Consider the following 22,972-nt stretch of genomic DNA (forward strand, 5'->3'; position numbering starts at 1 on the left):
GAACACTCCATGGAAAGCAAATCCGATGCACACGTCGTCGCCGCACTGATCTCCATCGGCCTCAACGAGAAAGACAGCCAATGGGCCCAGAAAGCCTGTCTGCTACTGCTCGAGAGCGAACGGAAATCCATCGTCAGCGCCGCCCTCACCGCCCTCGCCCAGATTGCCCGCGACCATGGCGAACTGGACCGCAACCGCCTGCTGCCGGCACTCGCCAGCGTAAAACGCAGATTTCCAAGCCTGACCGGTACGGTTGCCGCGACGCTGGATGAGATGGCAATGGCTGCGTAACACCTGGGGTACAAGGCAAGAAAAACCCGCTGTCTCAGTGGAGGGAGGCAGCGGGTTCAGTGTTTTCCGAGCTCTCCAATAACAGGTTAACCCCCAAGTAAATACAGGAGGCTTTTAATGTTTTTATGGATAAGTGGCTTTTTGAAAGGTGATGAAGAGGACGACTCTTTGAAGTTTGAACTGACGGTGAAGCCTGAGGCAGAAGCTGCGGTTTTAGCGTTGCTGGGTTGGGAAAGCCTGGAAGAAAGCGAGGCCGGAGAATGGTTATTGAATGAAGGTCAGGTCCGGAAAATTGCGTCAGTCCTTAATGAACACCTACCAACTGAACTAGATCTTTTTATCGGGGTTCGGGAATAGTTGAGTCTTTCCTATCAAGAACCAACAGTGAACCACGATGAAGCAGTGAGGATTCTTGAAAGCGGCGTGGAAAGGAATGTTGTCGCTGGATTGATTTCTATTGGCTTGAACGAATCAGACAGAATCTGGGCTCAGCAAACCTGCCTGAAGTATTTCGCCAGCAGCAATGAGTCGGTTGTCGCATCTGCCATTACCGCTTTGGGCCACATTGCTCGAAGGCACGGCAAACTGGACAAAGACATTGCCTTCGCGGCCCTGGAAGAAGTAAAGACAAGATTCCCCTCCCTGGAAGGCGTGATCGCAGACACGCTTGACGATATTGAGGCATTCACCTGACTCATCGAGTCCTTGCATGCCGGACGTTGTGATCAGGAACGCCCCTCATCACAACGCACTCGTCCCGCGAGCTTCAATCCTCCCGCGTCAAAACCTCCAGCAACTCAATCTCGAACACCAGATTCGAATTCGGCGGAATCTTGCCCATCGTCCGTTCGCCGTAACCCAGATGCGCCGGCACCAGCAGTTTGCGCTTGCCGCCAACTTGCATCCCCATGATCCCCTGATCCCAACCCTTGATCACCCGACCGGTGCCGATCACGCACTGAAACGGTTTGCCCCGGCTCCAGGACGAATCGAATTCGGTGCCGTCTTCCAGCCAACCGGTGTATTGGGTGGTGATCAACGCGCCTTTGACGGCGGCTTTTCCGTCTCCGGTCTGAAGATCGATTATCTGCAGTTCATCATTCATAACATTCACTCTATTGTTCCGCTGGCCGCCGTTTTCCCAGAAATACCGGCCATTGGCAACCGTTTGACCCTACGTCGGCCGTGATGGATGATGGCCACCCGCTACCAATCCTGATCGATACGCCATGACAGCGACGCTTGAATGACTCAACTCTGGATCAGCTTCGCCATTGTCGTTGTGCTGTTGGTCGTGATCGCCGTTCTGATCCGCCGAGTGCGCGCGCTTCGTCAGCAACTCGCCGAGTATCGCGAACTGCTCACCCGCGCCGCCGAGGGCCAGAACATCCGTCAGGATGGCGACGCCGACCGCTTCAAGCGCAGCCAGTATTTTGCGCGGATCGGCACTTGGGATTGGGAAGTCGACACGGATCGACTCTATTGGTCCGACGCAATATTCGGCATGTTCGGCTTCAAGATCGGCGAAGTGACGCCCTCCTATGCGCTGTTCTGTTCCTGCGTACACCCCGATGACCGCGCCAGGGTGCGCGCGGGGGAATTGCGATGCCTGGAGACTGGTGAAAACCATGATGAGGAATACCGCGTGGTCTGGCCCGACGGCACAATCCGCTGGTTGCGGGAAACCGGCAATGTGGTGCGCAACGATCACGACGCGGTGATCAAGATGATGGGTGTGGTACGCGACATCACCGAAGAAAAGGCCTCGGCCAGCTACCTCCAGCACCTCGCTCATTTCGACCCGTTGACCGGCCTGCCCAATCGGCTGGTGCTGGAAGAACGGCTATCGGAAGCACTGGAACATGCGCGCATGACCGAGACGCGGGTGGCGTTGGTGTTTATCGATCTCAACGGCTTCAAAGCGATCAACGACCGCTACGGTCACGCCGCCGGCGACCGCGTTCTGATCACCACCGCCACGCGCCTGAAACGCATCCTGCGGGTCAGCGACACGGTCGCCCGGATCGGCGGCGACGAATTCGTGGTCATCCTGCAAGGCCTCGCACCCGGCCTGAATCTGCAGGACGAAGCCCGCAGCATCTGTCAGAAAATCTTCATCGAACTGTCCCCGCCGATCCCCATCGGCAACGAACAACGCCACATCGGCACCAGCCTCGGCGTCGCCGTCTTCCCCGACCACGCACCGACCATGGATCGCTTGCTGCACATTGCGGATCTGGCGATGTATGAGGCCAAGCGCAGTGGGAACAATCAGTATCGGTTGGGCGGCGGGCAGACGCTGAGTCATGGCCGGGCTGATTGAATTTCAGCGCTCGGGCGTACCGAATACAACGCCATTGAAGGTATGCGTGCAGCACCGGCAGCTGGGCGTCATGTCTTCGGCTTTCAGGGCGGGATTGACGATTTGCAGGCGCTTGTTCTCATCGACGTATAACCCGCTGTAGATGCTGGACTCGCCCATCCCCACGACATCCCTTCTCTCATGTTCATGCAGAGCGACCATCCAGAACACCGGCTCTTGCCGATCCAGCCGCGACACCGCTTCACTGAAAATCTCGTCCCAATCACCGCCGACTCGCGACAACAGAAAGCGAAACAACGGCGTGTAATCGTAGCCATGGTGCTTAATGCCATGCATCGACCCGCGTATAGCCTCGCTGTGGATTTCAGCCTTGGTGTTTCGCTGATGCCGGTAATGCCCGCCCGGGTTGTTGCGCCAGACGTTGTGGGCGGTGGTGTTTTCTTTGCGGTAAAGAGGTTTCTTCTCCAACCTATTGCTCCTGACATCCGGTCACTCGAAACGCCCCTCGCGTTTTACCGGAACGGCGCTCGAATGCAATCAACCGTCCATGGCCAATTGTTGCTTTAGGTCAGCGCTCCACCGGCTGAATCGCCACAATCGTCCCGTTGGTAATCATCACCATCACGTATTTGTCATTGATCTGCACCCACTGCGCCTGCGGTTCCGGCTGCTTGAGGCCTTTCTGTTTCCAGTTTTTGATGGCTTTTTCGCTGCGCTGGTAAATGTCCGGGGCGCGGTCGTTGACGTTCAGTTCGCGGTTGCCGGTCGGTGATTGTTCGACAGTGTCGTTCGAGGTTTGCGCCGCTTGAACGAGTGGGCTGATCCCGGCGATGCCGGCGACGAGGGCCAGGCTGGCGATTAGGGTCTTGTTGTTCATCGGTGAACCTCCTTCAGATGTGTGATACCTGAACTCCGACTGCGGGGTTCGGGAATCATTCCTTGTTTATTGATGGGCGTTGAGATTGTAGCCACGCTCCGGAACGTAATCCGGGCTAAACCGCCATCGGGCCAATACAGTCAACGGCATCCATTTGCGATAAGATCGCGCGCCCCCGCCGAGTGAATAAGGACATCACCGTGAAGATCTACCTCATCGTCAATCTGGTATTGCTTGCGCTTCTGGGGCTCTACGCTGTCAGTCTTTTCAATAAGCTCGTTGCCCGGCGCAACGAGATCAAGAACGCATTTGCCCAGGTCGAAGTGCAGCTCAAACGCCGCTATGACCTGATCCCCAATCTGGTCAGCATCGCCAAGGGTTATCTGGCCCATGAGCGCGAAACCCTTGAAGCCGTGATCGCCGCACGCAATGCCGCCCTGGCTGGACTTGAGGCTGCCCAGGCGAAACCGGGCAACGCCCAGAACATCGCGCAACTGGGGCTGGCGGACAGCGCACTCAACAGCGCGATGGGTCGATTGAACCTGACGCTGGAGGCTTATCCGGAACTCAAGGCCTCGCAGAACATGCAACAGCTGAGCGAAGAGCTGAGCAGCACCGAAAACAAAGTGAGTTTCGCGCGGCAGGCGTTCAACGATGCGGTGATGGCCTACAACACGCTCAAGCAGAGCTTTCCGGCAGTGCTGCTGGCGGCCAGTTTTGGCCATCGCGAGGATGCGGTTCCGTTGAAGTTTGCCGATACGCTGGCCATCAAGACCGCGCCCAACGTTTCTTTCTGATTGCTGCTCTCCATGGATGGCCCGATGAATTTTTTTGAACGACAAACCCAGGCCCGAAACCAAACGTCACGGCTGGTTTACCTGATGATTCTGGCGATTGTCATGCTGATCGGGATGACCAGCCTGCCCTTCGTCTTCAATGGTTTTGAGGGTTACCTGAGCGGGACCGACACGCTGGCGGATGCGCTACTGGCAATGGCCGTTATCGCATCGTTCATCAGCAGCATCGTGGTGATTGGCGGTCTGCTGAAATATCGACAGCTGCGGGCGGGCGGCAAGGTCGTCGCGGAGAAACTGGGTGGCCGCCTGCTCAATGGCAATGTGCGTACCCTGGACGAGCAGCGGTTGATGAACGTCGTCGAAGAAATGGCGATTGCCTCCGGCACCTGCCTGCCAGCGGTGTATCTATTACCCGACGAAAGCATCAACGCCTTCGCGGCCGGATTTAAACCGGAGGACGCGGCCATTGGTGTGACCCGTGGCGCAGTGAAACTACTGACTCGAGAAGAACTGCAAGGGGTGATCGCCCACGAATTCAGCCACATTTTCAACGGGGACATGCGCCTCAACACGCAACTGGTGGCGGTGGTGCACGGCCTGTTGGTGCTGGGGCTGGCTGGCACTTACATACTGGCCAGCCTGCTCAAGCGCGACAAACGCGACGTGCGATTGATGTTGGTGGTTTTTGCGCTCGGTGCCGCACTGTGCGTGGCCGGGTTTATCGGGAATCTGTACGGCAATCTGATCAAGGCCGCAGTCAGTCGTCAGCGTGAGTTCCTCGCTGATGCCAGCGCGGTGCAGTACACGCGCAATCCGCATAGCATTGTCGGCGCCTTGAAAAAAATCGGAGCCCATGCACAAGGCTCGGTGATCAGCTCGCCCCGTGCCGCCGAGTTCAGTCATTTATTTTTCAGCACCGGCGGCTCAGGTTTGCTGAGCCGGATGTTTGCGACCCACCCTGATCTGAGCGTGCGGATTCGTCGAATCGATCCGCAGTGGGATGGGAGCTTTACGACAGTGGCTGCACCGAGCACTCCTGATCAGACGGTGAAAGCCGTTGTCGCCTCCACCTGAAGACCACCTGAGCAGTTTATTCCAACCCCAGCCAACGGATGGCCCAATGAATTTTTTTGAACAACAGCGCCAGGCAAAACGCCGTACAGTGCTGCTCGTGATTTTGATGTTTTTTGCAGTACTGAGCCTGATCCTCGTTTCTTGCGTGCTGATGACCATTCCGGTCGAGGATGGTAACGGCAAGGTCCTGCTGGATCTGGAACTGGACTGGCGGCTGTTCTCGGTAGTTTCAGCTGTCGTGATCAGCATCGTGCTGCTGGGCAGCCTATCCAAACATTCAGAGTTGTCCGCTGGCGGCAAGGTGATTGCGCGGCGCCTGGGCGGCCGTCTGATCAACCACAGTGCGCAGACTCTTGAAGAGCGTCGTTTACTCAATGTCGTCGAGGAAATGTCTCTCGCCTCCGGCACCGTAGTCCCCTCGGTGTACTTGCTTCCGGATCTGGGCATCAATGCGTTTGCCGCCGGACTCACACCGCAGGACGCCGTGATCGGGGTGACGCAAGGCGCGATCAACCTGCTGACCCGTGAAGAGCTGCAAGGTGTGATCGCCCATGAGTTCAGCCACATTTACAACGGCGACATGCGCCTGAATACGCGATTGGTGGCCATCGTCCACGGCATTCTGGTTCTTGGCCTGACTGGCAGCTACATCCTGCGGGGCATGGATAACGTTCGCAAAACACCGGCCGAGCGCAGCCGGTTTGTCGCCTTGCCGATGCTGTTCGGTTTCGTGTTGTGTGTCGTGGGATTGGCCGGCACTTTCTTCGGCAATCTGATCAAGGCTGCGATCGGTCGACAACGGGAGTTTCTGGCCGACGCCACTGCCGTGCAATACACCCGCAACCCACAAAGCATTGCCGGTGCGCTGAAAAAAATAGGTGGTTATCCATTGGGAGCGTCGATCAATTCCGCACACGCCGCCGAATTCAGCCACCTGTATTTCGGCTCGGGCACTTCGTCGATGGGCGACGATTTGATGGCGAGCCATCCGGATCTTAGCGAGCGAATTCGCCGGGTCGATGCAGAGTGGGATGGCACTTTCACAAAAATCGCGGCGCCCTTGCAGCCCCACACAGAACCTGTGTCGGCAACCCCGGTCACCGATGCGTTCAGCGGTGTTCCGACTGATGCAATGGCTGTTCTCTACGATGTAAACGCCCTCCAGGGTTCAATCGAAACCATTGGCACGCCGCAATCCGCACACCTTGCTCAAGCTCGCAAGATGCTGCAAGACATTGCGCAGCCGCTCAAAACCGAGGCCCACAGCCCGGAGGGGGCTCAAGCCATCGTGTATGGCTTGCTGCTGTCACGTCTGCCCTCCCTGCAGGCCGTGCAACTGGATTTACTCCAGTCGGAAATCGACGACAACGTATTCAACACCCTGAGTCGGCTGCGTGAACCGCTCTCGACACTTAATCCTGGACTGCGATTGCCGCTGATCGATCTGGCGATTCCCTGCCTGAAAGAGCTGGGTAAAAAACCGGTTGCAGCGATGAAGCGCAATCTGAATCTGCTGGTCGAGGCGGACAACGAAACTGAATTGCTGGAGTGGACGCTACTGCGCATCATCGAACGCAATGTCGAGGGGCCAACGCCTGTGCAATTCAAGTTCGGCCTGTTCCAGTGCGCCGAAGAACTGAGGGTGCTATTGCATGCATTGACCCGGGCCGGACAGGAAAACCCTCAAGCGGCAGCACAGGCACTTGAACATGCCTGGAACGGTTTGCCGTTCGAGCAGCCGCAAGAGGTGCGCCCTGAGTTGGAAGATTTGGCCGGACTGGAAAGCGCAATCAAACGCCTGCGTCATCTCATGCCGGAAGAGCGTCCCGCCCTGCTCGATGCCATGACTCGCTGCGTATTGCACGACGGTGTCATCACGGTGGCTGAAGCAGAACTTTTCCGCGCTCTGGCAGATTTGCTTGATTGTCCATTGCCGCCGTTGCTGGCTACGGGACCAGTGCACGATGAGCAAACGCAAACAACGGTAGCGGCATAGGCGGATGCCGTTTTCTGAACAAGACATGCAAAGGATTGATCCGCCTGGAACATCAATCCATGCCAACAATGCAATTAACAAATCGATCCCTGCGCGCCACTATCCGCCCCAATAAGAACCGTGCGCCGCCTCCCCGTCGCGCACGTCATAAAAGCGGTGGAGTACTTTTCTATGACAGCCTCAATCCCACACGGCGGCTCGCGGGCCGGCGCCATTTTCCGGGTGACCTCGGGTAACTTCCTCGAACAGTTCGACTTCTTTCTGTTCGGCTTCTACGCCACGCAAATCGCGGCGGTGTTCTTTCCGGCGAGCAGTGAGTTCGCGTCCCTGATGATGACTTTCGCAGTGTTCGGCGCAGGCTTTTTGATGCGTCCGCTGGGGGCTATCGTGCTCGGCGCGTACATTGATGACGTCGGTCGGCGCAAAGGGTTGATTGTCACCCTGTCGATCATGGCCAGCGGCACGATCTTGATTGTGCTGGTGCCCGGATACGAAACCATTGGCCTGTTCGCCCCGGCGTTGGTGTTGATCGGGCGCCTGTTGCAAGGCTTCTCCGCCGGTGCCGAACTGGGCGGGGTTTCGGTGTATCTCTCGGAGATCGCCACGCCCGGTCGCAAAGGCTTTTTCACCGCCTGGCAGTCGGCCAGTCAGCAGGTGGCCATCGTCGTCGCCGCCGCGCTCGGTTACGGTTTGAACCAATGGATGGCGCCGGAAGCTGTCGCCGATTGGGGCTGGCGGATTCCGTTTTTCGTCGGCTGCATGATCGTTCCGTTCATCTTCTTTCTGCGGCGCAATCTGGCGGAAACCGAAGAGTTCGCCGCTCGCAAACATCGTCCAAGCATGAAGGAAGTGTTCCGCACCCTCGGTCAGAACTGGGGCGTGGTGCTGGGCGGGATGCTGATGGTTGCCCTGACTACCACTGCGTTCTACCTGATCACCGTGTACGCACCGACCTTCGGCAAAACCGTGCTGCACCTGAGCACATCCGATGCGTTGCTGGTGACATTGCTGGTGGGCGTTTCCAACTTCTTCTGGCTGCCGATTGGCGGTGCATTGTCCGATCGCGTCGGCCGCCGTCCGGTGCTGATCGCCATGGCGCTGCTGGCGCTGGCCACCACTTATCCAGCGCTGTCGTACCTGGTGCAGGCGCCGAGCTTCAGTCACATGCTGCTGTCGCTGTTGTGGCTGTCGTTTATCTACGGCCTGTACAACGGCGCGATGATTCCCGCGCTGACCGAGATCATGCCGGTGGAAGTGCGGGTGGCCGGTTTCTCCCTGGCCTATAGCCTCGCCACTGCCGTGTTCGGCGGATTCACTCCAGCGATGTCGACCTTCCTGATCCAGTACACCGGCGACAAAGCCGCACCAGGTTACTGGATGAGCATCGGCGCGCTCTGCGCATTGGGCGCGACGCTTTATCTGTATCGCCGGGCCGGCGGTCGTCTGCAACCTGTTACTGCCTGAGAACATCACCATGAAAAAACTGTTTACCGTTACCGCCCTGCTCGCCGGCCTCGCATTCAACGTTGCGGCCCAGGCCGAAGAACTGCGGGTCATGACTTCCGGCGGTTTCACCGCCGCCTACAAGATCCTCGGGCCGAAATTCGCCGCCGCCACCGGCAACACGCTGGACACCCAACTCGGCCCGTCGATGGGCAAGGCGCCGGAGGCAATCCCCAATCGCCTCGCCCGTGGTGAAAAGGCCGACGTGGTGATCATGGTCGGCTACGCCCTCGATGATCTGATCAAGCAAGGCAAGGTTGATCCGGCTTCGCGGGTGGAACTGGCGGATTCGCGAATCGGCCTGGTGGTGCGCGAAGGCGCGCCGAAACCGGACATCAGCAACGTCGACGCTCTGAAGAAAACCCTGCTCGATGCAAAATCGGTGGCCTACTCCGACAGCGCCAGCGGCGTGTACATCGAGCAGCAATTGTTCAAGAAACTGGGGATCGAAGATCAGCTGAAACCGAAGGCGAAGATGATCCCGAAAATCCCGGTGGGTTCAGTGGTCGCAAACGGCGACTATCAACTGGGCTTCCAGCAGGTCAGCGAATTGCTGCCGGTGCCGGGGGTGAGTTTTGTGGCGAAGATTCCGGAATCGGTGCAGTCGGTAACGCGGTTTGCAGCGGGGATTCCGGTGGGTGCGCAGCATCCGCAGGAAGCCAAAGCGTTGCTCGCTTATCTGGCCGCACCTGCAGCCCAGCCTGACGTACAGGCCACCGGGCTGGATTCGGTCAAGCGCTGACCGTCGGCGGCTGGACCTTCATTTCCACCACCAGCCGCTCCAGCTCCAGTGCCGCCGGGGTCAGCGTACGACCCCGGCGTTTGATGATGCCGACACTGCGCATCACTTGCGGATCGGTCAGCGGCACCCGCGTCAGGATCGGATGATCCGCCGCCGGCATCGCCATCAATGGCACCGCTGCCACCCCCAACCCCGCTTCCACCAGACCGATCATGGTCGTCACATGCCGCGTCTCGCAGATGCTAGGGCGCTGCGGCACCACTTTGGCCAGGGCCTGATCGAGCAAAAAACGATTGCCGGAAGTCTTGTCCAGCGAGATGTAATCCTGCCGGTAGAACTCGTCCCAGGTGACGCTGCTGCGCCCGGCCAGCGGATGATCGCGGCGACAGGCAACCACGTAGCTCTCCTGCACCAGCGGCTCGAAATCCACGCCCGCCTCTTGGGTGCCCATGAAACTCAGACCGAAATCCGCCTCGCCATTGACCACCGCGCTCAGCACGTCGTGGGCGCTGGAATCGAGGACTTTGACTTTGATGCGCGGAAACTGCTGGTGATAACGGGCGACCACGCTCGGCATGAAGTAGTACGCCGCCGACGGCACGCAGGCAACAGTCACGTGGCCCTGCCGATTCGAGGCGACTTCACTGATGCCGAGCAACGCGACGTCCAGATCGTCGAGCAAGCGTTCGACGCTGGGCATGAAACCGCGTCCGGCCTGGGTCAGGCTGACCTTACGCGTGGTGCGCTCGAACAGCTTCACGCCGAGAGCGTCTTCGAGCTTTTCGATGCGCCGGCTCAGGGCCGGTTGCGACAGGCGCACGGTGTCGGCGGCCTTGCGGAAACTGCCCTGCTCGACCACGGCGCGAAAGGCTTGCAGGTCGTTGAGGTCGAAGTTGATGGCCATGAAAGACTCGAAGGAATTGATTCGTTGAGGTTATAAATGTAACCAATTGATGCAAATTATTACAGAAGCACATCTGCTCAAGCAGGCTGTGCGGTAGATCTGCAATGATTTCAGCCTTTATCCTTGTCGCCCCCCGCCGTACCGCGTTACTGGAGTTCCGCTCATGCCCCATGAAGGCAATCTGTTGCAAGCCGCCGTCGTCTTTCTCCTGGCCGCCGTGCTCACCGTTCCCCTGGCCAAGCGTCTGCAACTGGGCGCGGTGCTCGGTTATCTGTTTGCCGGGGTGATCATCGGCCCGTCGGTACTGGGTCTGATCGGCAATCCGCAAAGTGTCAGCCATATCTCGGAACTGGGCGTGGTGCTGCTGTTGTTCATCATCGGTCTTGAGCTGTCGCCGCGACGTTTGTGGGTGATGCGCAAATCGGTGTTCGGCGTGGGTCTGGCGCAGGTGCTGCTGACCGGTTCGGTGATCGGTGTGCTGGCGTTGTCGGTGTTCGGCCAGCCGCTGAACAGCGCGATTGTTCTGGGCCTGGGCCTGGCGCTGTCGTCCACCGCATTCGGCCTGCAAAGCCTCGCCGAGCGCAAGGAACTGACCAGCCCCCACGGGCGGTTGGCGTTTGCGATTCTGCTGTTCCAGGACATCGCCGCGATCCCGTTGATCGCCCTGGTGCCGATGCTCGCGGGGGTCGATCACCACACCAGCACCGCCGACGATATTCGTCACAGTTTGCAGGTGCTCGGCAGTATCGCCGTGGTGGTGATCGGCGGGCGATATCTGTTGCGTCCGGTGTTTCGCGTGGTGGCGAAAACCGGTCTGCCGGAAGTCTCCACCGCCACCGCGTTGCTGGTGGTGATCGGTACAGCGTGGCTGATGGACATGGTCGGTGTGTCGATGGCGCTGGGCGCGTTTCTCGCCGGGTTGCTGTTGGCGGATTCGGAATACCGCCATGAGCTGGAAGCGCAGATCGAACCGTTCAAGGGTCTGCTTCTCGGGCTGTTTTTCATCAGCGTCGGCATGGGCGCCAACCTCAGTCTGCTGCTCAGCGCGCCAATCACGGTGCTGGGGCTGACGCTGTTGCTGATCGCCCTGAAGTTGCCGTTGTTGTTTGTAGTCGGGCGTCTGGCCGGTGGATTGAACAAGGTCAGCGCGATTCGCCTCGGCATCGTGCTGGCAGCGGGCGGTGAGTTTGCTTTCGTAGTGTTCAAGATTGGCCGCGATCAAGGCCTGTTTGAACCACGTCTGTACGACCTGCTGGTGCTGACCATCACCCTGTCGATGGCCGTCACGCCGCTGTTGCTGCTGGTCTGCGCACGGCTGGTCAGCCCGAAGGTGCAGCCGGTGGAAGTGCCGGAGAAATTCCGCCAGATCGAGACCGAATCCCCACGGGTAGTGATCGCCGGCATGGGCCGTATGGGGCAGATCGTGGCGCGGATCCTGCGGGCGCAGAACATCAAGTTCGTGGCGCTGGACACCTCGGTGGAAACCATCGAACTGTCGCGCAGTTTTGGTGGCGTACCGGTGTTCTACGGTGACCCGATGCGTCCGGAAATCCTCAGTGCGGCCAAGGTCGGTGAAGCGGAGTACTTCGTGATTGCCACGGATGATCCGGAAACCAACATCAAGACCGCTGAGATCGTGCGCAAGCTCTATCCAGACATGAAGATCATCGCCCGGGCGCGTAACCGGCAGCATGTGCATCGGCTGGTGGATGTGGGGGCCGATCCGATCCGGGAGACCTATTACTCAAGCCTGGAAATGAGCCGCCGCACCCTGGTTGGCCTTGGCTTGACCCAGGCCCAGGCCGATGCGCGGATCAAGCGCTTCAAGCACCATGACGAACAGGTGCTGGAAGCTCAACACGCGGTGTACGACGACGCGGCCAAAGTGCTGCAGACCGCCCAGGAAGCGCGGGCGGAACTGGCCCGGTTGTTCGAGTCGGATCAACTGGAAGAACAATCGGGCAAGTCCTGAGCCCCGCCATCAATCCTTCCCGCGCAATGCGCGGGAAGGTTCTGATCAGGCCATCTCCAGCGCCCGCTCCTCCTTCAGGGGCGCCTCTGCAAACCGGTCCGCCAGAAACGGCGTGATGTCCAGCGGCAGCGGTTCATCGTTGACCATTTTGTCCAGCAACACCCCGGTGATCGCCGACGTCAGCACCCCGGTGCGGAAATGCCCACAGGCGTTGAGGTAACCCTCGACCCCGGCCATCGGCCCGAGAATCGGCAATTCGTCCGGCGAGCCCGGCCGCAACCCGGCCCAGGTGCGTTTGAGGTTGATGTCCGCCAGTTCCGGCAAACAACGCACCGCGCCCTGCACCAGCCCGGCGATTTCCGGCCAGGTGGTGGTGACGTCGAAGCCCTTATCCTCGGTGGTGCTGCCGATCAGGATTTCGCCGTTGTCCTTCTGTGCCATGTAGCAATCGCTGGTGGTCAGGCAACCGTTGAGGATTTTCGGCAGACGTTCGGTGAGCAGGATCTGGCCTTTAACCGGTTTCACCGGAATGCGGATGCCCGTGGCCCACTCGCTCAAGTCCGCTGCCCAGGCGCCGGCGGCGTTGATCAGGGTTTTGCAGTGGAACACCCCGGCTTCGGCCGTCTGTACGCCAGTCACCCGGGTGCCGTGATGCAACACGCCGGTGATGTTGGTGTTGACGTACATGTCCACGCCATTCTGCCGGGCGCCTTCGGTGTAGGCGTCGGCCAGGCGGAACGGGCTGACCTGGTGGTCGCAGAGAAACTCCAGCGCCCCGCGTGCCTCATGGCTGACGCTCGGCTCGGACTCGCGCAACGCCGCCTGATCCAGCCAGCGCACCTGATCGGCCAAGTGCGGAATGCAACTGACGATGTGCTCGGCGTACAACCGGTCTTCATCGTCATAGATCACGAACTTGAGCCCGGTCTTTTCGAACTTGAAATCCATCCCGTGGTTGTCGCGCAGTTCGCGGTGCAGCGCCGGGTACAGCGCGTTGGACTGCAAGGCGAAATCGAAAAACGACGGCGGCAGAATGTGCGGCGTGCTGGCGTCCACCGCCACCGCCGCGCCCTGGGTTTCGCGCTTGCGGCTGGCCGACATCATGCGGAAGAAAATCACCCCGCAGCCCAGCCCCACTGACTCGCCAATCGCCCACAAACCGCCGGCCGAAGCGCGGGTCGCGTTGCCCGGACGCTTGGCGTCGATCAGCGCAACCTTGAGGCCTTTGCGTTTGGACAACTGATAGGCGATGGAGGCGCCGATCACACCGCCGCCGGCGATGACCACGTCATAGAACTTACTCATGGGAAACGGCCTCCGTGCCGAGGGACTGGAACGCGGAAAAAGGGATCGGATCGATCGGGAAACGCGGGCGCAGCCAGCCGACATCCTTGCGCCCGGAGGCCTGACGCAAGCGGTCGCTGCAATAGCCGACGCACATCCGCCCCTGGCAGTCGCCCATGCTTATGCGGGTGCGCATTTTCAGGCTGGCGATGTCTTGCACGCCCTGCTCCAGCGCCCGGTCGATGTCGGCGCGGGTCGCGTGTTCGCAGCGGCAGATCACCGTGTCGGCGGCCGGCAATGCGGTCTGCCCGACGCCGCGTTCGGTGTAGCGATCCACTGCGGCGCGGAAACGTACGATGGCTTTGAGTTTGCTCAGGTAACGGTCGCGACGGACCCGCGCCAGCTCTTCTTCCAGCACGCCGCGTTGCAGCAGGATCGAAGTGGCGGCGATCTTGCCGGCGAGCATCGCCGCTTCGCCGCCACGAATCCCGCCCATGTCACCGGCCAGATGCACGTGGGGCTCGCTGCTTTGCTGCCAGATATTGGCGTTGGCGCGCAGGTAACCGTCGTCGCTGAAGCCGTGATCCAGACCCATTTGCTGACTCAGTTGCGTGCGCGGGATGAAGCCGTAGCCGACGGCTAGGGTCTTCGCTTCGAAGCGTTCAACCCGGCTCAGGTCCGGCTCCCACGTTGCCGAGTACGGTGCCACGCTGACGCTTTTCAGTTCGCCTTCGCCGTGCGCTTCGACCACGCCCCAGCCGTAGTGCATCGGGATGCTGTGCAGTTTCAGGTAGGCGAGCATGCTCAAGCCATCGAGGAACAGCTGCGGCTTGTTCAGCAGTGCCAGGCTTTCCTTGGCAATCTTGCCGAATGCGCAGGCCTCGTAGACCCCCGCCACACTCACGCCCGACGCATGCAACTGGGTCGCCACCAGCGGCAACAGCGGCCCGGTACCGGCGATCACCACCGGCCCCTGCGGTTTGACCACCCCGCTTTTGATCTGCAATTGCAGACCGCCCAGCAGGATCACGCCGGGCAGCGTCCAGCCTGGAAACGGCACGCTGCGCTCGTGACAACCGGCGGCCAGCAGCAACTGCGGGTATTCGATTTCATGCAGCCGCTCGTCGCCGTCCAGTACCACCAGCGAACGCGTGCCTTCTGCGCCGACTACGCGGTGGTTGAGGCGCACGTCGATCAGCCCGGACTGCTCCTGGAAATCACCGTGCAATTTGCCCAACGCCTCGGAGTAACGCGGCCCCAGATAATCCAGCTGCACGCCGTCACGCAGCGGCCCGCGATAGACCACGCCGCCAAGGCGCGAAGCTTCTTCGAGCAAAGTGCAGCGCACCCCATGCAGGGCCAATTCGATGGCCGCGGCCATTCCCGCCGGGCCACCGCCGACGATCACCGGATGCAGGCTCATAGCACCTCCTGCCCGTGAATACGGTTGGCCTGGGTTTCGATCAGCATGCCCTCGCGCACCACGGTCTGGCAGGCTCGACGCTTGTGCCGGCCGTTGATTTTCACCAGGCAGCACTGGCACACGCCCATGCCGCAATAGGCACCGCTGATCTGGTTGTGATCGTTGCGCGCCACCTGGCGCACGCCAAGGGACTGAATGACGCTGAGCACGGTTTCGCCGATGGCGGCGGTGACCGGCTGGCCGTTGATATGGACAGTCATATCCGCCTGCGCCAAGGGCTGGATATCGAAGGTTCTTTCTAGGCAGTGCATTGCGATGATCATCCGTGAAAAGTTCAGGTGAGGTTGAAACAGCTCCTTGCTGCACTACACCTCGCCGGCTCGTGGGGGGTTATCGCTCTCTATCGGGCCGGCAGGCGGGTTTTGCTCGCGCAGCAGAGTGCGCGCAAGCAATGTAGTCGATCCAGCGGCAAGGGCCTGGAAATTTCACGTTAGGGGATATTGCATTAACGGATATTGATCCAGGCCATGGAAATGACTGTAGGGTTCTGCGACCTCGACACTGCGCAGAAAGCAAAAAGCCGCTTCAACCCGAAGATGGAAGCGGCCAAGGCATATGCCTCAAGGAATCAGTGCACGAACAGGGCGATCAGGATGATGATCGGGATTGGAACGCCGAGGAAAAACAGCAGTAGTGAGCGCATGGTGATTCTCCTTGATTAACGGACTGGCGGCAGCGTGGTCGTGGTGTAGGTTTCGACTTCGACGTACTCGACCGCATCCCGGCGGCGACCGCCGAAGGTGGCCGAGAGGCTGGCGAAGAACGCACCGGCCAACAGTGCGATGAACATCCACAGCGTGGTCCAGGCAGCGACTTTGGCGGCGGTGTCGGCGGCTTGTTGCGCTTTCACTTTGGCGTCGGCGATTGCCTTCTGGGTGCGGGCGTAGATTTCATCGACCCGACGTTCGGCGTCGGCCTGGGTCAGGTTGGTACGCTGAGCGACCAGTTGTGCGAGATAGGTACGGTCTTCGGCGCTGAGCTGACCGTTGGCCAGGCTCTGGGCGAAGATCCGGGTCACGGTGCCACGGGCGGCGTCATCGCTGACGGCGGCGGGACGATCGTCGCGAAACAGGCTGTCGACGAAGTAGCCGTACTGATCACTGTCGGTGTTGGCCGCGGCAGTACCCGCCGCCTGAGTCATCGCACTGGCTGCGCCACCGGCGACACTTGCACCGGCCTGCACGCCACCGCTGACGATGCTGCTGACCGAGCCGACCACCAGCGTTGCGGTGACCAGAGTCGCTACACACCAGGACAGGAAGCCATGGGCGGTGTCGCGGAAATAAACCTCGTCACCGTGCATGTTGGCCCACTTCACTCGCAAGCGACCAGCGATGTAGCCACCGAGCCCCGAAGCGATGATTTGCGTGGCCGCCAGCCAGATGATGGTGGAAATGCCCAGCCCCTTGGCGCTGATACCCTCCCCGGCCCACGGTGATACGGCGGAGAAGCCCAGACCGAAGCCCAGCAGCACGAGAATCAGCGACAGTGCCGCCGCAGCGGCAGCCCCTGCGAAGATCGCGCCCCAGGACACCCCCGAGACGTTGCTCGACTCTCCTTCGTAGGCAGGATAAAACCCATCAGAGGATCTATTCATTGTTGTAGTGCTCCAGGCATGAAAAATGGTGTTACAACTCGTCATCAGAGGAATTGCAGTGACCGTGCCAGTCGCCGACACTAAATAAATCGTTTGGATTCAATCAGTTAAAAAGTCTGAACTTCCCAGGACCATGCAATTTGCAACAACGGCTCAATAACAGCGGGTTTTATGCATTGGCACAAAAGCCCCGGTCATTTGCGTTTGTAGCTTTTCTTGCCACTCGGAGTCAGGCAATACACGCCGCCGCGCGGCCCGGTGCAGAATGAGCCGGTGCCGCAATCACAGCCATCGTTGCTTTGCAGAAGTTGTTGCGGTCGCGCCTGTTCGCGGATGCCGAACATGGCGGCGCAGCTCTTCTTCGAGCCGCTGATGGAGCCGTCATTGCACAGGAACAGATCGCCGTCGCAGCGATCGATGCCGCCCTTTTTCCCGGAACACGGGGTGTTGGCGGCCAGTGCCGAAGCGCTCAGCAGCGCCAGCAACATCCCGGCCATCGGCATCCAGCCACCACGAATCAACCGGCTCACGGCATCACCCCTTGAAAAATATGGCCATATGATATCAACGTTTCACAGAATAATTCGGCAACTGCGACTAATGACGGCTAAAACATGAAAGTTAATTTAAAGCGCCCGCGCAAAATCTTGGCAAAATGCTGCCATTGCGTTTGAACAGACCAGCAGGCCCACCATGACTCGCATCCTCACCATCGAAGACGACGCCGTGACCGCCCGGGAAATTGTCGCCGAACTGAGCAGCCACGGCCTCGACGTGGACTGGGTCGACAACGGCCGTGAAGGCCTGGACCGCGCCGTCAGCGGCAACTACGACCTGATCACCCTCGACCGCATGCTGCCGGAACTCGATGGCCTGGCCATCGTCACCACCCTGCGCACCATGGGCGTGGCCACGCCGATCCTGATGATCAGCGCCCTCTCCGATGTCGACGAGCGCGTGCGCGGCTTGCGCGCCGGCGGCGATGATTACCTGACCAAACCGTTCGCCACCGATGAAATGGCCGCCCGGGTCGAAGTGTTGCTGCGTCGGCAGAACAGCAACGGCGCCCAGCCGACCACGTTGCAGGTGGCGGATCTGCAACTCGACCTGATCAGCCACGAAGCCCGTCGCGCCGAGCAAGTGCTGACGCTGCTGCCGACCGAGTACAAGTTGCTGGAATTCCTGATGCGCAACAGCGGTCAGATCCTGTCGCGGATGATGATTTTCGAGGAAGTCTGGGGCTACCACTTCGACCCCGGCACCAACCTGATCGACGTGCACATCGGCCGTCTGCGCAAGAAGATCGACCCGCCGGGCAATGTCCCGCTGATCCGTACGGTGCGAGGCTCGGGTTATGTCATTGCCGAACCCGTCTGACGGTTGGCGCTCTTCCAGCAGCCGCTTGCTGGCGCTGTACAGTTCGTTGTTCGTGGCCTGGAGCGCGATCCTCATGGGGGTCATGTACTTCGAGGTTTCCGGTTATCTCGACAACCTGGCCAAGCATTCGCTGATGCAACGTCAGCACCTGTTCAAGCATTTTCGCGGCGATCAACTGGAAGAGGCCCTCGCCGCCAGCATGACCTTCGACATTCGCGGCATCGACGCCTACGGCCTGTTTGACGCCCAGCATCGCTACCTCGGCGGCGCGTTGCAGAAGATCCCCGAGGGCCTGCCGCTGGACGGCAAGATCCACATGCTCAGCGAATGCGCCGACTCCGACGACCCGACCCTGCCCGCCGACAGCTGCGACGCTGTCGCCACCCCGACCCGAGACGGCCGCTGGCTGGTGTTGTTGCGTGACAACGGTTCGCTGTTCGCGGTGACCAGGATCATTCTGCATGCGTTGCTCTGGGGCGTATCGCTGACGATTGTGCCGGGCATCATCGGCTGGCATTTGCTGCGTCGCCGGCCGTTGCGGCGGATCCGGGCGATCCAGGCCAGCGCCCAGTCGATTGTCGCCGGGGACCTGACCCACCGTTTGCCGCTGTCCAATCGCCGCGATGAGCTGGACATGCTCGCCGCCATCGTCAACGCCATGCTCGATCGCATCGAGCGCTTGATGAATGAAGTCAAAGGCGTGTGCGACAACATTGCCCATGACCTGCGCACCCCGCTGACCCGATTGCGCGCGCAGTTGTATCGCATGCAGCAGCAGGCTGGCGAAGGTTCGCCGGAAGCGGCGCAACTGGATCTGGTGCTGGCCGAGGCCGATACGTTGATGGCGCGGTTTCGGGGTTTATTGAGGATTTCCGAACTGGAGGATCGTCAGCGCCGCTCGGGGTTTGTCGAGCTCGATCCGGTGTTGCTGCTGCAGGAATTGCACGAGTTCTATCTGCCGCTGGCCGAAGACGACGAGTTGCGCTTCGAACTGAACATGCCGGAAACCCTGCCCATGCTGAACGGTGATCGAGCGTTGCTGTTTGAAGCGCTGGCGAACCTGTTGAGTAACTCGATCAAGTTCACCCCGGCCGGTGGCACGGTGGTGTTGCGCGGGGTCAATGATGCGGGGCATACGCGGATCGAGGTGCACGACTCCGGGCCCGGCATTCCAGAATCCGAACGGGAGGCGGTGTTCCAGCGCTTCTATCGCGCCGAGGGCGGGCAACCGCAGAATGGTTTTGGCCTGGGACTGTCGATCGTCGCGGCGATCGTCAATCTGCACGGTTTCAGTCTTGAGGTGGGACGCAGCGATCTGGGCGGGGCGAAGCTGGTGCTGGATTGTCGGCAGAGTCTGATTTCACAGTCTTGAAGAGATCGTTCCCACGCCGCGTGGGAACGATCAGCGATCAACTTAAGCGGGGTAGTTGGCGCGCAGTGCCTCGAGCCCACCCTGATAGATCCCGCTGAACAGCGCCACCACTTCCTCCTCGCTCACGCCCTTGGCCGTAAACCGTCCCGACCACGTCACCTTCGCGCCCTGCCCCTGGGCTTCAACACGAATCGTCGCCAGATAATCGGTAGCCGGAAACGGTGCCTGCAGAATCGAATAGCTGTAAGTCTTGCCCGCGTTATCGAACGTCTCCAGACGCTCGACCACCACCCCGCCGTCAGCGGTTTGCAGGGTGCGCACACGCCCGCCTTCACTCAGTTCGCTATTGGGAATGAACGGGAGCCAGTCCGGCAGGCTGTTGAAGCCGCCAATCAATTGCCAGACCTGTTCGGCCGAAGCCGGAATGTCGATGGTTGCTGATGCAGTTGCCATAAATAAAAAGTCTCTCTCGATGAATTCAGATAGTCAGGCTGTCGACCACGCCACCGTCGACCCGCAACGCGGCGCCAGTGGTAGCTGAAGACAGCGGTGAAGCGATGTAGGTGACCAGGTGCGCGACCTCTTCGACATCCGCCACGCGCTGGATGATCGAGCTCGGGCGGGCCCGGCGGACAAACGCGTCAGCCTCGTCCCGCAGGCTGCGGCCAGACTCGGCGGCGGCATCCTTGAGCATTTCCTCGACACCGTCGGTGAAGGTCGGCCCCGGCAGGATCGCGTTGACCGTAACCCCGGTGCCCGCCAGGCGTTTGGCCAGGCCATGGGACACCGCGAGGTTGGCGCTTTTGGTCACGCCGTAGTTGATCATGTCGGCCGGGGTGGCTACGCCGGATTCCGAAGACAGGAAGATCACCCGGCCCCAGCCCTGCTCGACCATCGCCGGCACGTAATGCCGCGACAAGCGCACGCCGGAGATCACGTTGATCTCATAGAAGCGCGTCCACTCATCGTCCGGCGCGTCGAAGAAATCCACGGCGTTGTAGATGCCGAGGTTGTTCACCAGGATGTCGGCTTTCGGTTCGGCGGCGAACAGTTTCTGCGCGCCTTCGGCCGTGCCCAGATCCGCCGTCAGACCGCGCAGTTGCGCGCCCGGCACCTTGTCTCGAATGCTTGTAAGCGCCTGTTCGACCTTGGCCGCGTCGCGACCGATCACCACCACCGTGGCGCCCGCTTCGGCCAGCGACTGGCTGATACCCAAACCGATGCCCGCCGTGCTGCCGCTGACAATCGCCAGTTTTCCGCTCAGATCGATCTTCATGCTTTCACCTCGTCGATGGGTAATGGTGCACGTTCGGACACCAGTTTCGCTTCACGCATGGCCTGCCAGAAACCGGCCGGAATGACCGCCGACAGCGCCGCCACATCTTCAGCGATACGCCCCGGTTTGCTCGCGCCGGGAATCACGGCTGCCACGGCCGGATTGGCCAGCGAGAATTGTAGTGCAGCCGCTTTGACATCGACGCCGTAAGCCGCGGCGATGCGTTTGATCTGCTCGACCTTCGCCACGATCTCAGGGCTGGCTTTCTGGTATTCGAAGTGCGCGCCGCCGGCCAGGATCCCAGAGCTGTATGGACCGCCGACAACGATTTCAACGTTCTGCGCCCGGGCCGAATCCATCAAGCGCTGCAGAGCGCGGTCGTGATCGAGCAAGGTGTAGCGGCCGGCCAACAGGAAGCCGTCAGGCTGCGCCCCGGTCAGGTCCAGCGTCAACTCGCACGGCTCGACCTTGTTCACGCCCAGGCCCCAGCCCTTGATCACGCCTTCTTCACGCAGACGGGTCAGGACTTTGAAGGCGCCGGTACGGGCCTGATTGAAGTACTCGAGCCATTGATCGCCGTAGAAATCCTGAGCGATGTCGTGGACCCAGACGATGTCGAGGCGATCGGTTTTCAGGCGCTTGAGGCTGTCTTCGATCGAACGCAGCGTAGCGTCAGCGCTGTAGTCGTTGACGATCTTGTTCGGGCGGCCGTGTTCGAACACCCCGCTTTTCTCGCCCAGATCCCGGGCGGCGGCGTCTTCGACTTCATCGAGAATCACCCGGCCGACTTTGGTGCTGAGCACATAGTCGTCGCGCTTGTAGCGGGACAGTGCTTCGCCGAGGCGGATTTCCGAGAGGCCCGAACCGTAGAACGGTGCGGTGTCGAAGTAACGCACACCGGCCTCCCACGCCGCGTGCACGGTAGCTTGGGCTTCTTCTTCAGGAATGGCGCGGAACATGTTGCCCAGCGGCGCGGTGCCGAAGCCGAGTTGGCCGGGGAGTTTGTCTTTCAAGCTCATGATGCTGTCCTCGTAATTCGTGGTCGGTGTTGACCGTTGAGCAGATCCTAGATTGCGCCACTCAGACCGTCCAAGACATAATCCGCAGCACTTGAGTCCCTGAAGGTCTGACATGATCGACATCCGCCAATTGCGCTACTTCGTCGCCGTCGCCGAGGAAGAACACGTCGGCCGCGCCGCCGAGCGCCTGCACATTTCCCAGTCGCCCCTGAGCCGGCAGATCGCCCAGCTCGAAGAGCGCCTGGGCCTGACTCTGTTCGAACGCAGCCAGCAACGCATCCGCCTGACCCGCGACGGCCAGACCTTTCTCGCCGAAACCCGCGCCCTGCTGACCCACGCCAACCGCTTGGAATCCCTCGGCAAACGCCTGGGCCGTGGCGAAGAAGGTGGCCTGTGCATCGGCTACATCGAGAACGCGATGCACGCCGGGGTCTTGCCCAATGCCTTGCGCGTGCTGCGGGTGGATCGACCGAACGTGCATGTCGCGCTGTACAACCTGAGTTCCGCCGAACAGCTGGAAGGCCTGCGTCAGCGTAGCCTCGATATCGCGCTGGTCAGTGAACCGCCGACGATCGACGACCCTGACCTGCTGGGCTTTCAGGTGCTGGACGACCCGATGCTGCTGGCGCTGCCCGAACATCACCCGCTGAATCAATTGCCATTGCTGACCCCGGCGGATCTGGCCGATCAGGAATGGATTGGCGTGCAACCGCGCCAAGGGGCCGACGATGAGTTCGTCAGCGCCTGCATCCGCGCAGGTTTCACCCCGGATTTGCGGATGCAGGCCACGGAACCGTTTACCGCGTTGGGGCTGGTGGCCTCGGGGCTGGGGATCGCGATGATCCAGAAAGGCCTGAGCCATAACGCACCGCCGGGCGTGGTGCTGCGGGAAGTGCCGTGGCTGGCGTTTACCACGCCGTTGTGGGCGGCTTGGCACCGAGTCAATTTACGGCCGTTGGTGGAGACGTTTCGTAAAGTGTTGACCGGGTCCGATATCTCCGCCGCCTGAAAATCCGCAGGTCCTCACCCCAGCCCTCTCGAAACGTCGGACCGCCCGTAGGGAGAGGGAACCTATCGAGGGATAT

26 protein-coding genes are annotated in these 22,972 nt (G+C 60.5%); 14 read left to right on the forward strand and 12 right to left on the reverse strand.

Annotation, left to right across the window (positions count from 1 at the left end; translation table 11 throughout):
* The first annotated feature begins 9 nt into the window (after positions 1-9).
* The 3 genes from ACODTD_RS08645 to ACODTD_RS08655 all read left to right on the forward strand — a co-directional run bounded on the left by ACODTD_RS08645 (position 10) and on the right by ACODTD_RS08655 (position 984).
* Positions 10-291, forward strand: a complete 282-nt coding sequence (locus tag ACODTD_RS08645) for a hypothetical protein (protein WP_285358408.1) — start codon at positions 10-12, stop codon at positions 289-291.
* Positions 292-408: 117 nt separating this feature from the next.
* The gene (locus ACODTD_RS08650) at positions 409-648 is read left to right on the forward strand and encodes a pyocin S6 family toxin immunity protein (protein WP_489104732.1); all 240 of its coding nucleotides are present in this window, start codon (positions 409-411) and stop codon (positions 646-648) included.
* A gap of 27 nt (positions 649-675) precedes the next feature.
* Complete coding sequence (locus ACODTD_RS08655) at positions 676-984, forward strand: hypothetical protein (protein WP_238383018.1); 309 nt, start codon at positions 676-678, stop codon at positions 982-984.
* 73 nt (positions 985-1,057) lie between these two features.
* Here the strand turns inward: ACODTD_RS08655 and ACODTD_RS08660 are convergent, their stop codons facing one another.
* Positions 1,058-1,396, reverse strand: coding sequence for an FKBP-type peptidyl-prolyl cis-trans isomerase (locus tag ACODTD_RS08660; protein ID WP_064380576.1), 339 nt, complete (start codon positions 1,394-1,396; stop codon positions 1,058-1,060).
* Between the two features lie 141 nt (positions 1,397-1,537).
* On the opposite strand from ACODTD_RS08660, the gene ACODTD_RS08665 reads away from it, so the two are divergent.
* Complete coding sequence (locus ACODTD_RS08665; protein WP_011334871.1) at positions 1,538-2,614, forward strand: sensor domain-containing diguanylate cyclase; 1,077 nt, start codon at positions 1,538-1,540, stop codon at positions 2,612-2,614.
* A 3-nt stretch (positions 2,615-2,617) separates the two neighbouring features.
* On the opposite strand, the gene ACODTD_RS08670 is transcribed toward ACODTD_RS08665, so the two are convergent.
* Both ACODTD_RS08670 and ACODTD_RS08675 read right to left on the reverse strand, forming a co-directional pair.
* Positions 2,618-3,082: a hypothetical protein gene (locus ACODTD_RS08670; RefSeq protein ID WP_285358419.1), complete on the reverse strand. Its 465-nt coding sequence runs from the start codon at positions 3,080-3,082 to the stop codon at positions 2,618-2,620.
* Positions 3,083-3,182: 100 nt separating this feature from the next.
* A complete protein-coding gene (locus ACODTD_RS08675; RefSeq protein ID WP_064597595.1) occupies positions 3,183-3,491 on the reverse strand; it encodes an RcnB family protein in 309 nt (102 codons plus the stop codon).
* Positions 3,492-3,691: 200 nt separating this feature from the next.
* Here ACODTD_RS08675 and ACODTD_RS08680 point away from each other — a divergent pair, with 200 nt between their 5' ends.
* The 5 genes from ACODTD_RS08680 to ACODTD_RS08700 all read left to right on the forward strand — a co-directional run bounded on the left by ACODTD_RS08680 (position 3,692) and on the right by ACODTD_RS08700 (position 9,603).
* On the forward strand, positions 3,692-4,288 hold the full coding sequence (locus ACODTD_RS08680) for a LemA family protein (RefSeq protein WP_489104733.1): 597 nt from the start codon (positions 3,692-3,694) through the stop codon (positions 4,286-4,288).
* 24 nt (positions 4,289-4,312) lie between these two features.
* Complete coding sequence (locus ACODTD_RS08685) at positions 4,313-5,362, forward strand: M48 family metallopeptidase (RefSeq protein ID WP_489104734.1); 1,050 nt, start codon at positions 4,313-4,315, stop codon at positions 5,360-5,362.
* On the forward strand, positions 5,346-7,358 hold the full coding sequence (locus ACODTD_RS08690) for a M48 family metallopeptidase (protein ID WP_489104735.1): 2,013 nt from the start codon (positions 5,346-5,348) through the stop codon (positions 7,356-7,358). Before ACODTD_RS08685 ends, ACODTD_RS08690 begins: the two co-directional genes overlap by 17 nt.
* Positions 7,359-7,529: 171 nt before the next feature.
* Positions 7,530-8,822: an MFS transporter gene (locus ACODTD_RS08695; protein ID WP_064380585.1), complete on the forward strand. Its 1,293-nt coding sequence runs from the start codon at positions 7,530-7,532 to the stop codon at positions 8,820-8,822.
* A 10-nt stretch (positions 8,823-8,832) separates the two neighbouring features.
* Entirely contained in the window at positions 8,833-9,603 is a 771-nt protein-coding gene (locus ACODTD_RS08700; RefSeq protein WP_011334874.1) for a substrate-binding domain-containing protein, read from the forward strand.
* Here ACODTD_RS08700 and ACODTD_RS08705 read toward each other — a convergent pair.
* Entirely contained in the window at positions 9,593-10,507 is a 915-nt protein-coding gene (locus tag ACODTD_RS08705; RefSeq protein WP_007952946.1) for a LysR family transcriptional regulator, read from the reverse strand. The genes ACODTD_RS08700 and ACODTD_RS08705 overlap by 11 nt on opposite strands.
* A gap of 163 nt (positions 10,508-10,670) precedes the next feature.
* Here ACODTD_RS08705 and ACODTD_RS08710 point away from each other — a divergent pair, with 163 nt between their 5' ends.
* Positions 10,671-12,479: a monovalent cation:proton antiporter-2 (CPA2) family protein gene (locus ACODTD_RS08710; RefSeq protein WP_011334876.1), complete on the forward strand. Its 1,809-nt coding sequence runs from the start codon at positions 10,671-10,673 to the stop codon at positions 12,477-12,479.
* Between the two features lie 45 nt (positions 12,480-12,524).
* Here ACODTD_RS08710 and hcnC read toward each other — a convergent pair whose 3' ends face one another.
* From hcnC to hcnA, 3 genes are read right to left on the reverse strand one after another with little or no spacing between them, the layout of a single operon-like run.
* The gene (gene hcnC / locus ACODTD_RS08715) at positions 12,525-13,784 is read right to left on the reverse strand and encodes a cyanide-forming glycine dehydrogenase subunit HcnC (RefSeq protein ID WP_201820301.1); all 1,260 of its coding nucleotides are present in this window, start codon (positions 13,782-13,784) and stop codon (positions 12,525-12,527) included.
* Complete coding sequence (gene hcnB, locus ACODTD_RS08720) at positions 13,777-15,186, reverse strand: cyanide-forming glycine dehydrogenase subunit HcnB (RefSeq protein WP_201820302.1); 1,410 nt, start codon at positions 15,184-15,186, stop codon at positions 13,777-13,779. Before hcnB ends, hcnC begins: the two co-directional genes overlap by 8 nt.
* Positions 15,183-15,497 (reverse strand): cyanide-forming glycine dehydrogenase subunit HcnA, encoded by a 315-nt coding sequence (gene hcnA / locus ACODTD_RS08725; RefSeq protein ID WP_041475585.1) that lies wholly within the window; start codon positions 15,495-15,497, stop codon positions 15,183-15,185. Before hcnA ends, hcnB begins: the two co-directional genes overlap by 4 nt.
* Positions 15,498-15,713: 216 nt before the next feature.
* Here hcnA and ACODTD_RS08730 point away from each other — a divergent pair, with 216 nt between their 5' ends.
* Positions 15,714-15,908, forward strand: a complete 195-nt coding sequence (locus ACODTD_RS08730) for a hypothetical protein (RefSeq protein WP_489104736.1) — start codon at positions 15,714-15,716, stop codon at positions 15,906-15,908.
* Here the strand turns inward: ACODTD_RS08730 and ACODTD_RS08735 are convergent.
* The gene (locus ACODTD_RS08735) at positions 15,905-16,843 is read right to left on the reverse strand and encodes a hypothetical protein (RefSeq protein WP_011334880.1); all 939 of its coding nucleotides are present in this window, start codon (positions 16,841-16,843) and stop codon (positions 15,905-15,907) included. The two genes, ACODTD_RS08730 and ACODTD_RS08735, sit on opposite strands and share 4 nt — an antisense overlap.
* 194 nt (positions 16,844-17,037) lie before the next feature.
* Complete coding sequence (locus ACODTD_RS08740) at positions 17,038-17,346, reverse strand: YdcA family protein (protein WP_080511039.1); 309 nt, start codon at positions 17,344-17,346, stop codon at positions 17,038-17,040.
* 190 nt (positions 17,347-17,536) lie between these two features.
* On the opposite strand from ACODTD_RS08740, the gene ACODTD_RS08745 reads away from it, so the two are divergent.
* Together ACODTD_RS08745 and ACODTD_RS08750 are read left to right on the forward strand one after the other, a co-directional pair.
* The gene (locus tag ACODTD_RS08745) at positions 17,537-18,220 is read left to right on the forward strand and encodes a response regulator transcription factor (RefSeq protein ID WP_007952956.1); all 684 of its coding nucleotides are present in this window, start codon (positions 17,537-17,539) and stop codon (positions 18,218-18,220) included.
* Positions 18,198-19,592, forward strand: coding sequence for a sensor histidine kinase (locus ACODTD_RS08750; protein WP_011334882.1), 1,395 nt, complete (start codon positions 18,198-18,200; stop codon positions 19,590-19,592). The genes ACODTD_RS08745 and ACODTD_RS08750 overlap by 23 nt, the downstream gene beginning before the upstream one ends.
* A gap of 42 nt (positions 19,593-19,634) precedes the next feature.
* Here the strand turns inward: ACODTD_RS08750 and ACODTD_RS08755 are convergent, their stop codons facing one another.
* The 3 genes from ACODTD_RS08755 to ACODTD_RS08765 are packed head-to-tail and all read right to left on the reverse strand — an operon-like array spanning position 19,635 to position 21,887.
* The gene (locus ACODTD_RS08755; protein ID WP_011334883.1) at positions 19,635-20,045 is read right to left on the reverse strand and encodes an SRPBCC family protein; all 411 of its coding nucleotides are present in this window, start codon (positions 20,043-20,045) and stop codon (positions 19,635-19,637) included.
* A 25-nt stretch (positions 20,046-20,070) separates the two neighbouring features.
* Positions 20,071-20,868 (reverse strand): SDR family NAD(P)-dependent oxidoreductase, encoded by a 798-nt coding sequence (locus tag ACODTD_RS08760; RefSeq protein ID WP_011334884.1) that lies wholly within the window; start codon positions 20,866-20,868, stop codon positions 20,071-20,073.
* Entirely contained in the window at positions 20,865-21,887 is a 1,023-nt protein-coding gene (locus ACODTD_RS08765) for an aldo/keto reductase (protein ID WP_489104737.1), read from the reverse strand. Before ACODTD_RS08765 ends, ACODTD_RS08760 begins: the two co-directional genes overlap by 4 nt.
* Positions 21,888-21,999: 112 nt before the next feature.
* On the opposite strand from ACODTD_RS08765, the gene ACODTD_RS08770 reads away from it, so the two are divergent.
* Positions 22,000-22,896, forward strand: a complete 897-nt coding sequence (locus tag ACODTD_RS08770) for a LysR substrate-binding domain-containing protein (RefSeq protein WP_489104738.1) — start codon at positions 22,000-22,002, stop codon at positions 22,894-22,896.
* Positions 22,897-22,972: the final 76 nt, after the last annotated feature.

Source organism: Pseudomonas sp. FG35 (assembly GCF_057809295.1).

Bases quoted from the DNA above. Each gene is read 5' to 3' on its own strand.
- ACODTD_RS08665 (WP_011334871.1), top strand. From the start codon at position 1,538: ATGACTCAACTCTGGATCAGCTTCGCCATTGTCGTTGTGCTGTTGGTC.
- ACODTD_RS08760 (WP_011334884.1), bottom strand. From the start codon at position 20,868: ATGAAGATCGATCTGAGCGGAAAACTGGCGATTGTCAGCGGCAGCACG.
- ACODTD_RS08650 (WP_489104732.1), top strand. From the start codon at position 409: ATGTTTTTATGGATAAGTGGCTTTTTGAAAGGTGATGAAGAGGACGAC.
- ACODTD_RS08660 (WP_064380576.1), bottom strand. From the start codon at position 1,396: ATGAATGATGAACTGCAGATAATCGATCTTCAGACCGGAGACGGAAAA.
- ACODTD_RS08685 (WP_489104734.1), top strand. From the start codon at position 4,313: ATGAATTTTTTTGAACGACAAACCCAGGCCCGAAACCAAACGTCACGG.
- hcnC (WP_201820301.1), bottom strand. From the start codon at position 13,784: ATGAGTAAGTTCTATGACGTGGTCATCGCCGGCGGCGGTGTGATCGGC.
- ACODTD_RS08735 (WP_011334880.1), bottom strand. From the start codon at position 16,843: ATGAATAGATCCTCTGATGGGTTTTATCCTGCCTACGAAGGAGAGTCG.
- hcnB (WP_201820302.1), bottom strand. From the start codon at position 15,186: ATGAGCCTGCATCCGGTGATCGTCGGCGGTGGCCCGGCGGGAATGGCC.
- ACODTD_RS08700 (WP_011334874.1), top strand. From the start codon at position 8,833: ATGAAAAAACTGTTTACCGTTACCGCCCTGCTCGCCGGCCTCGCATTC.
- ACODTD_RS08750 (WP_011334882.1), top strand. From the start codon at position 18,198: ATGTCATTGCCGAACCCGTCTGACGGTTGGCGCTCTTCCAGCAGCCGC.
- ACODTD_RS08710 (WP_011334876.1), top strand. From the start codon at position 10,671: ATGCCCCATGAAGGCAATCTGTTGCAAGCCGCCGTCGTCTTTCTCCTG.
- ACODTD_RS08730 (WP_489104736.1), top strand. From the start codon at position 15,714: ATGGAAATGACTGTAGGGTTCTGCGACCTCGACACTGCGCAGAAAGCA.
- ACODTD_RS08675 (WP_064597595.1), bottom strand. From the start codon at position 3,491: ATGAACAACAAGACCCTAATCGCCAGCCTGGCCCTCGTCGCCGGCATC.
- ACODTD_RS08745 (WP_007952956.1), top strand. From the start codon at position 17,537: ATGACTCGCATCCTCACCATCGAAGACGACGCCGTGACCGCCCGGGAA.
- hcnA (WP_041475585.1), bottom strand. From the start codon at position 15,497: ATGCACTGCCTAGAAAGAACCTTCGATATCCAGCCCTTGGCGCAGGCG.
- ACODTD_RS08705 (WP_007952946.1), bottom strand. From the start codon at position 10,507: ATGGCCATCAACTTCGACCTCAACGACCTGCAAGCCTTTCGCGCCGTG.
- ACODTD_RS08740 (WP_080511039.1), bottom strand. From the start codon at position 17,346: ATGCCGATGGCCGGGATGTTGCTGGCGCTGCTGAGCGCTTCGGCACTG.
- ACODTD_RS08695 (WP_064380585.1), top strand. From the start codon at position 7,530: ATGACAGCCTCAATCCCACACGGCGGCTCGCGGGCCGGCGCCATTTTC.
- ACODTD_RS08645 (WP_285358408.1), top strand. From the start codon at position 10: ATGGAAAGCAAATCCGATGCACACGTCGTCGCCGCACTGATCTCCATC.
- ACODTD_RS08770 (WP_489104738.1), top strand. From the start codon at position 22,000: ATGATCGACATCCGCCAATTGCGCTACTTCGTCGCCGTCGCCGAGGAA.
- ACODTD_RS08755 (WP_011334883.1), bottom strand. From the start codon at position 20,045: ATGGCAACTGCATCAGCAACCATCGACATTCCGGCTTCGGCCGAACAG.
- ACODTD_RS08765 (WP_489104737.1), bottom strand. From the start codon at position 21,887: ATGAGCTTGAAAGACAAACTCCCCGGCCAACTCGGCTTCGGCACCGCG.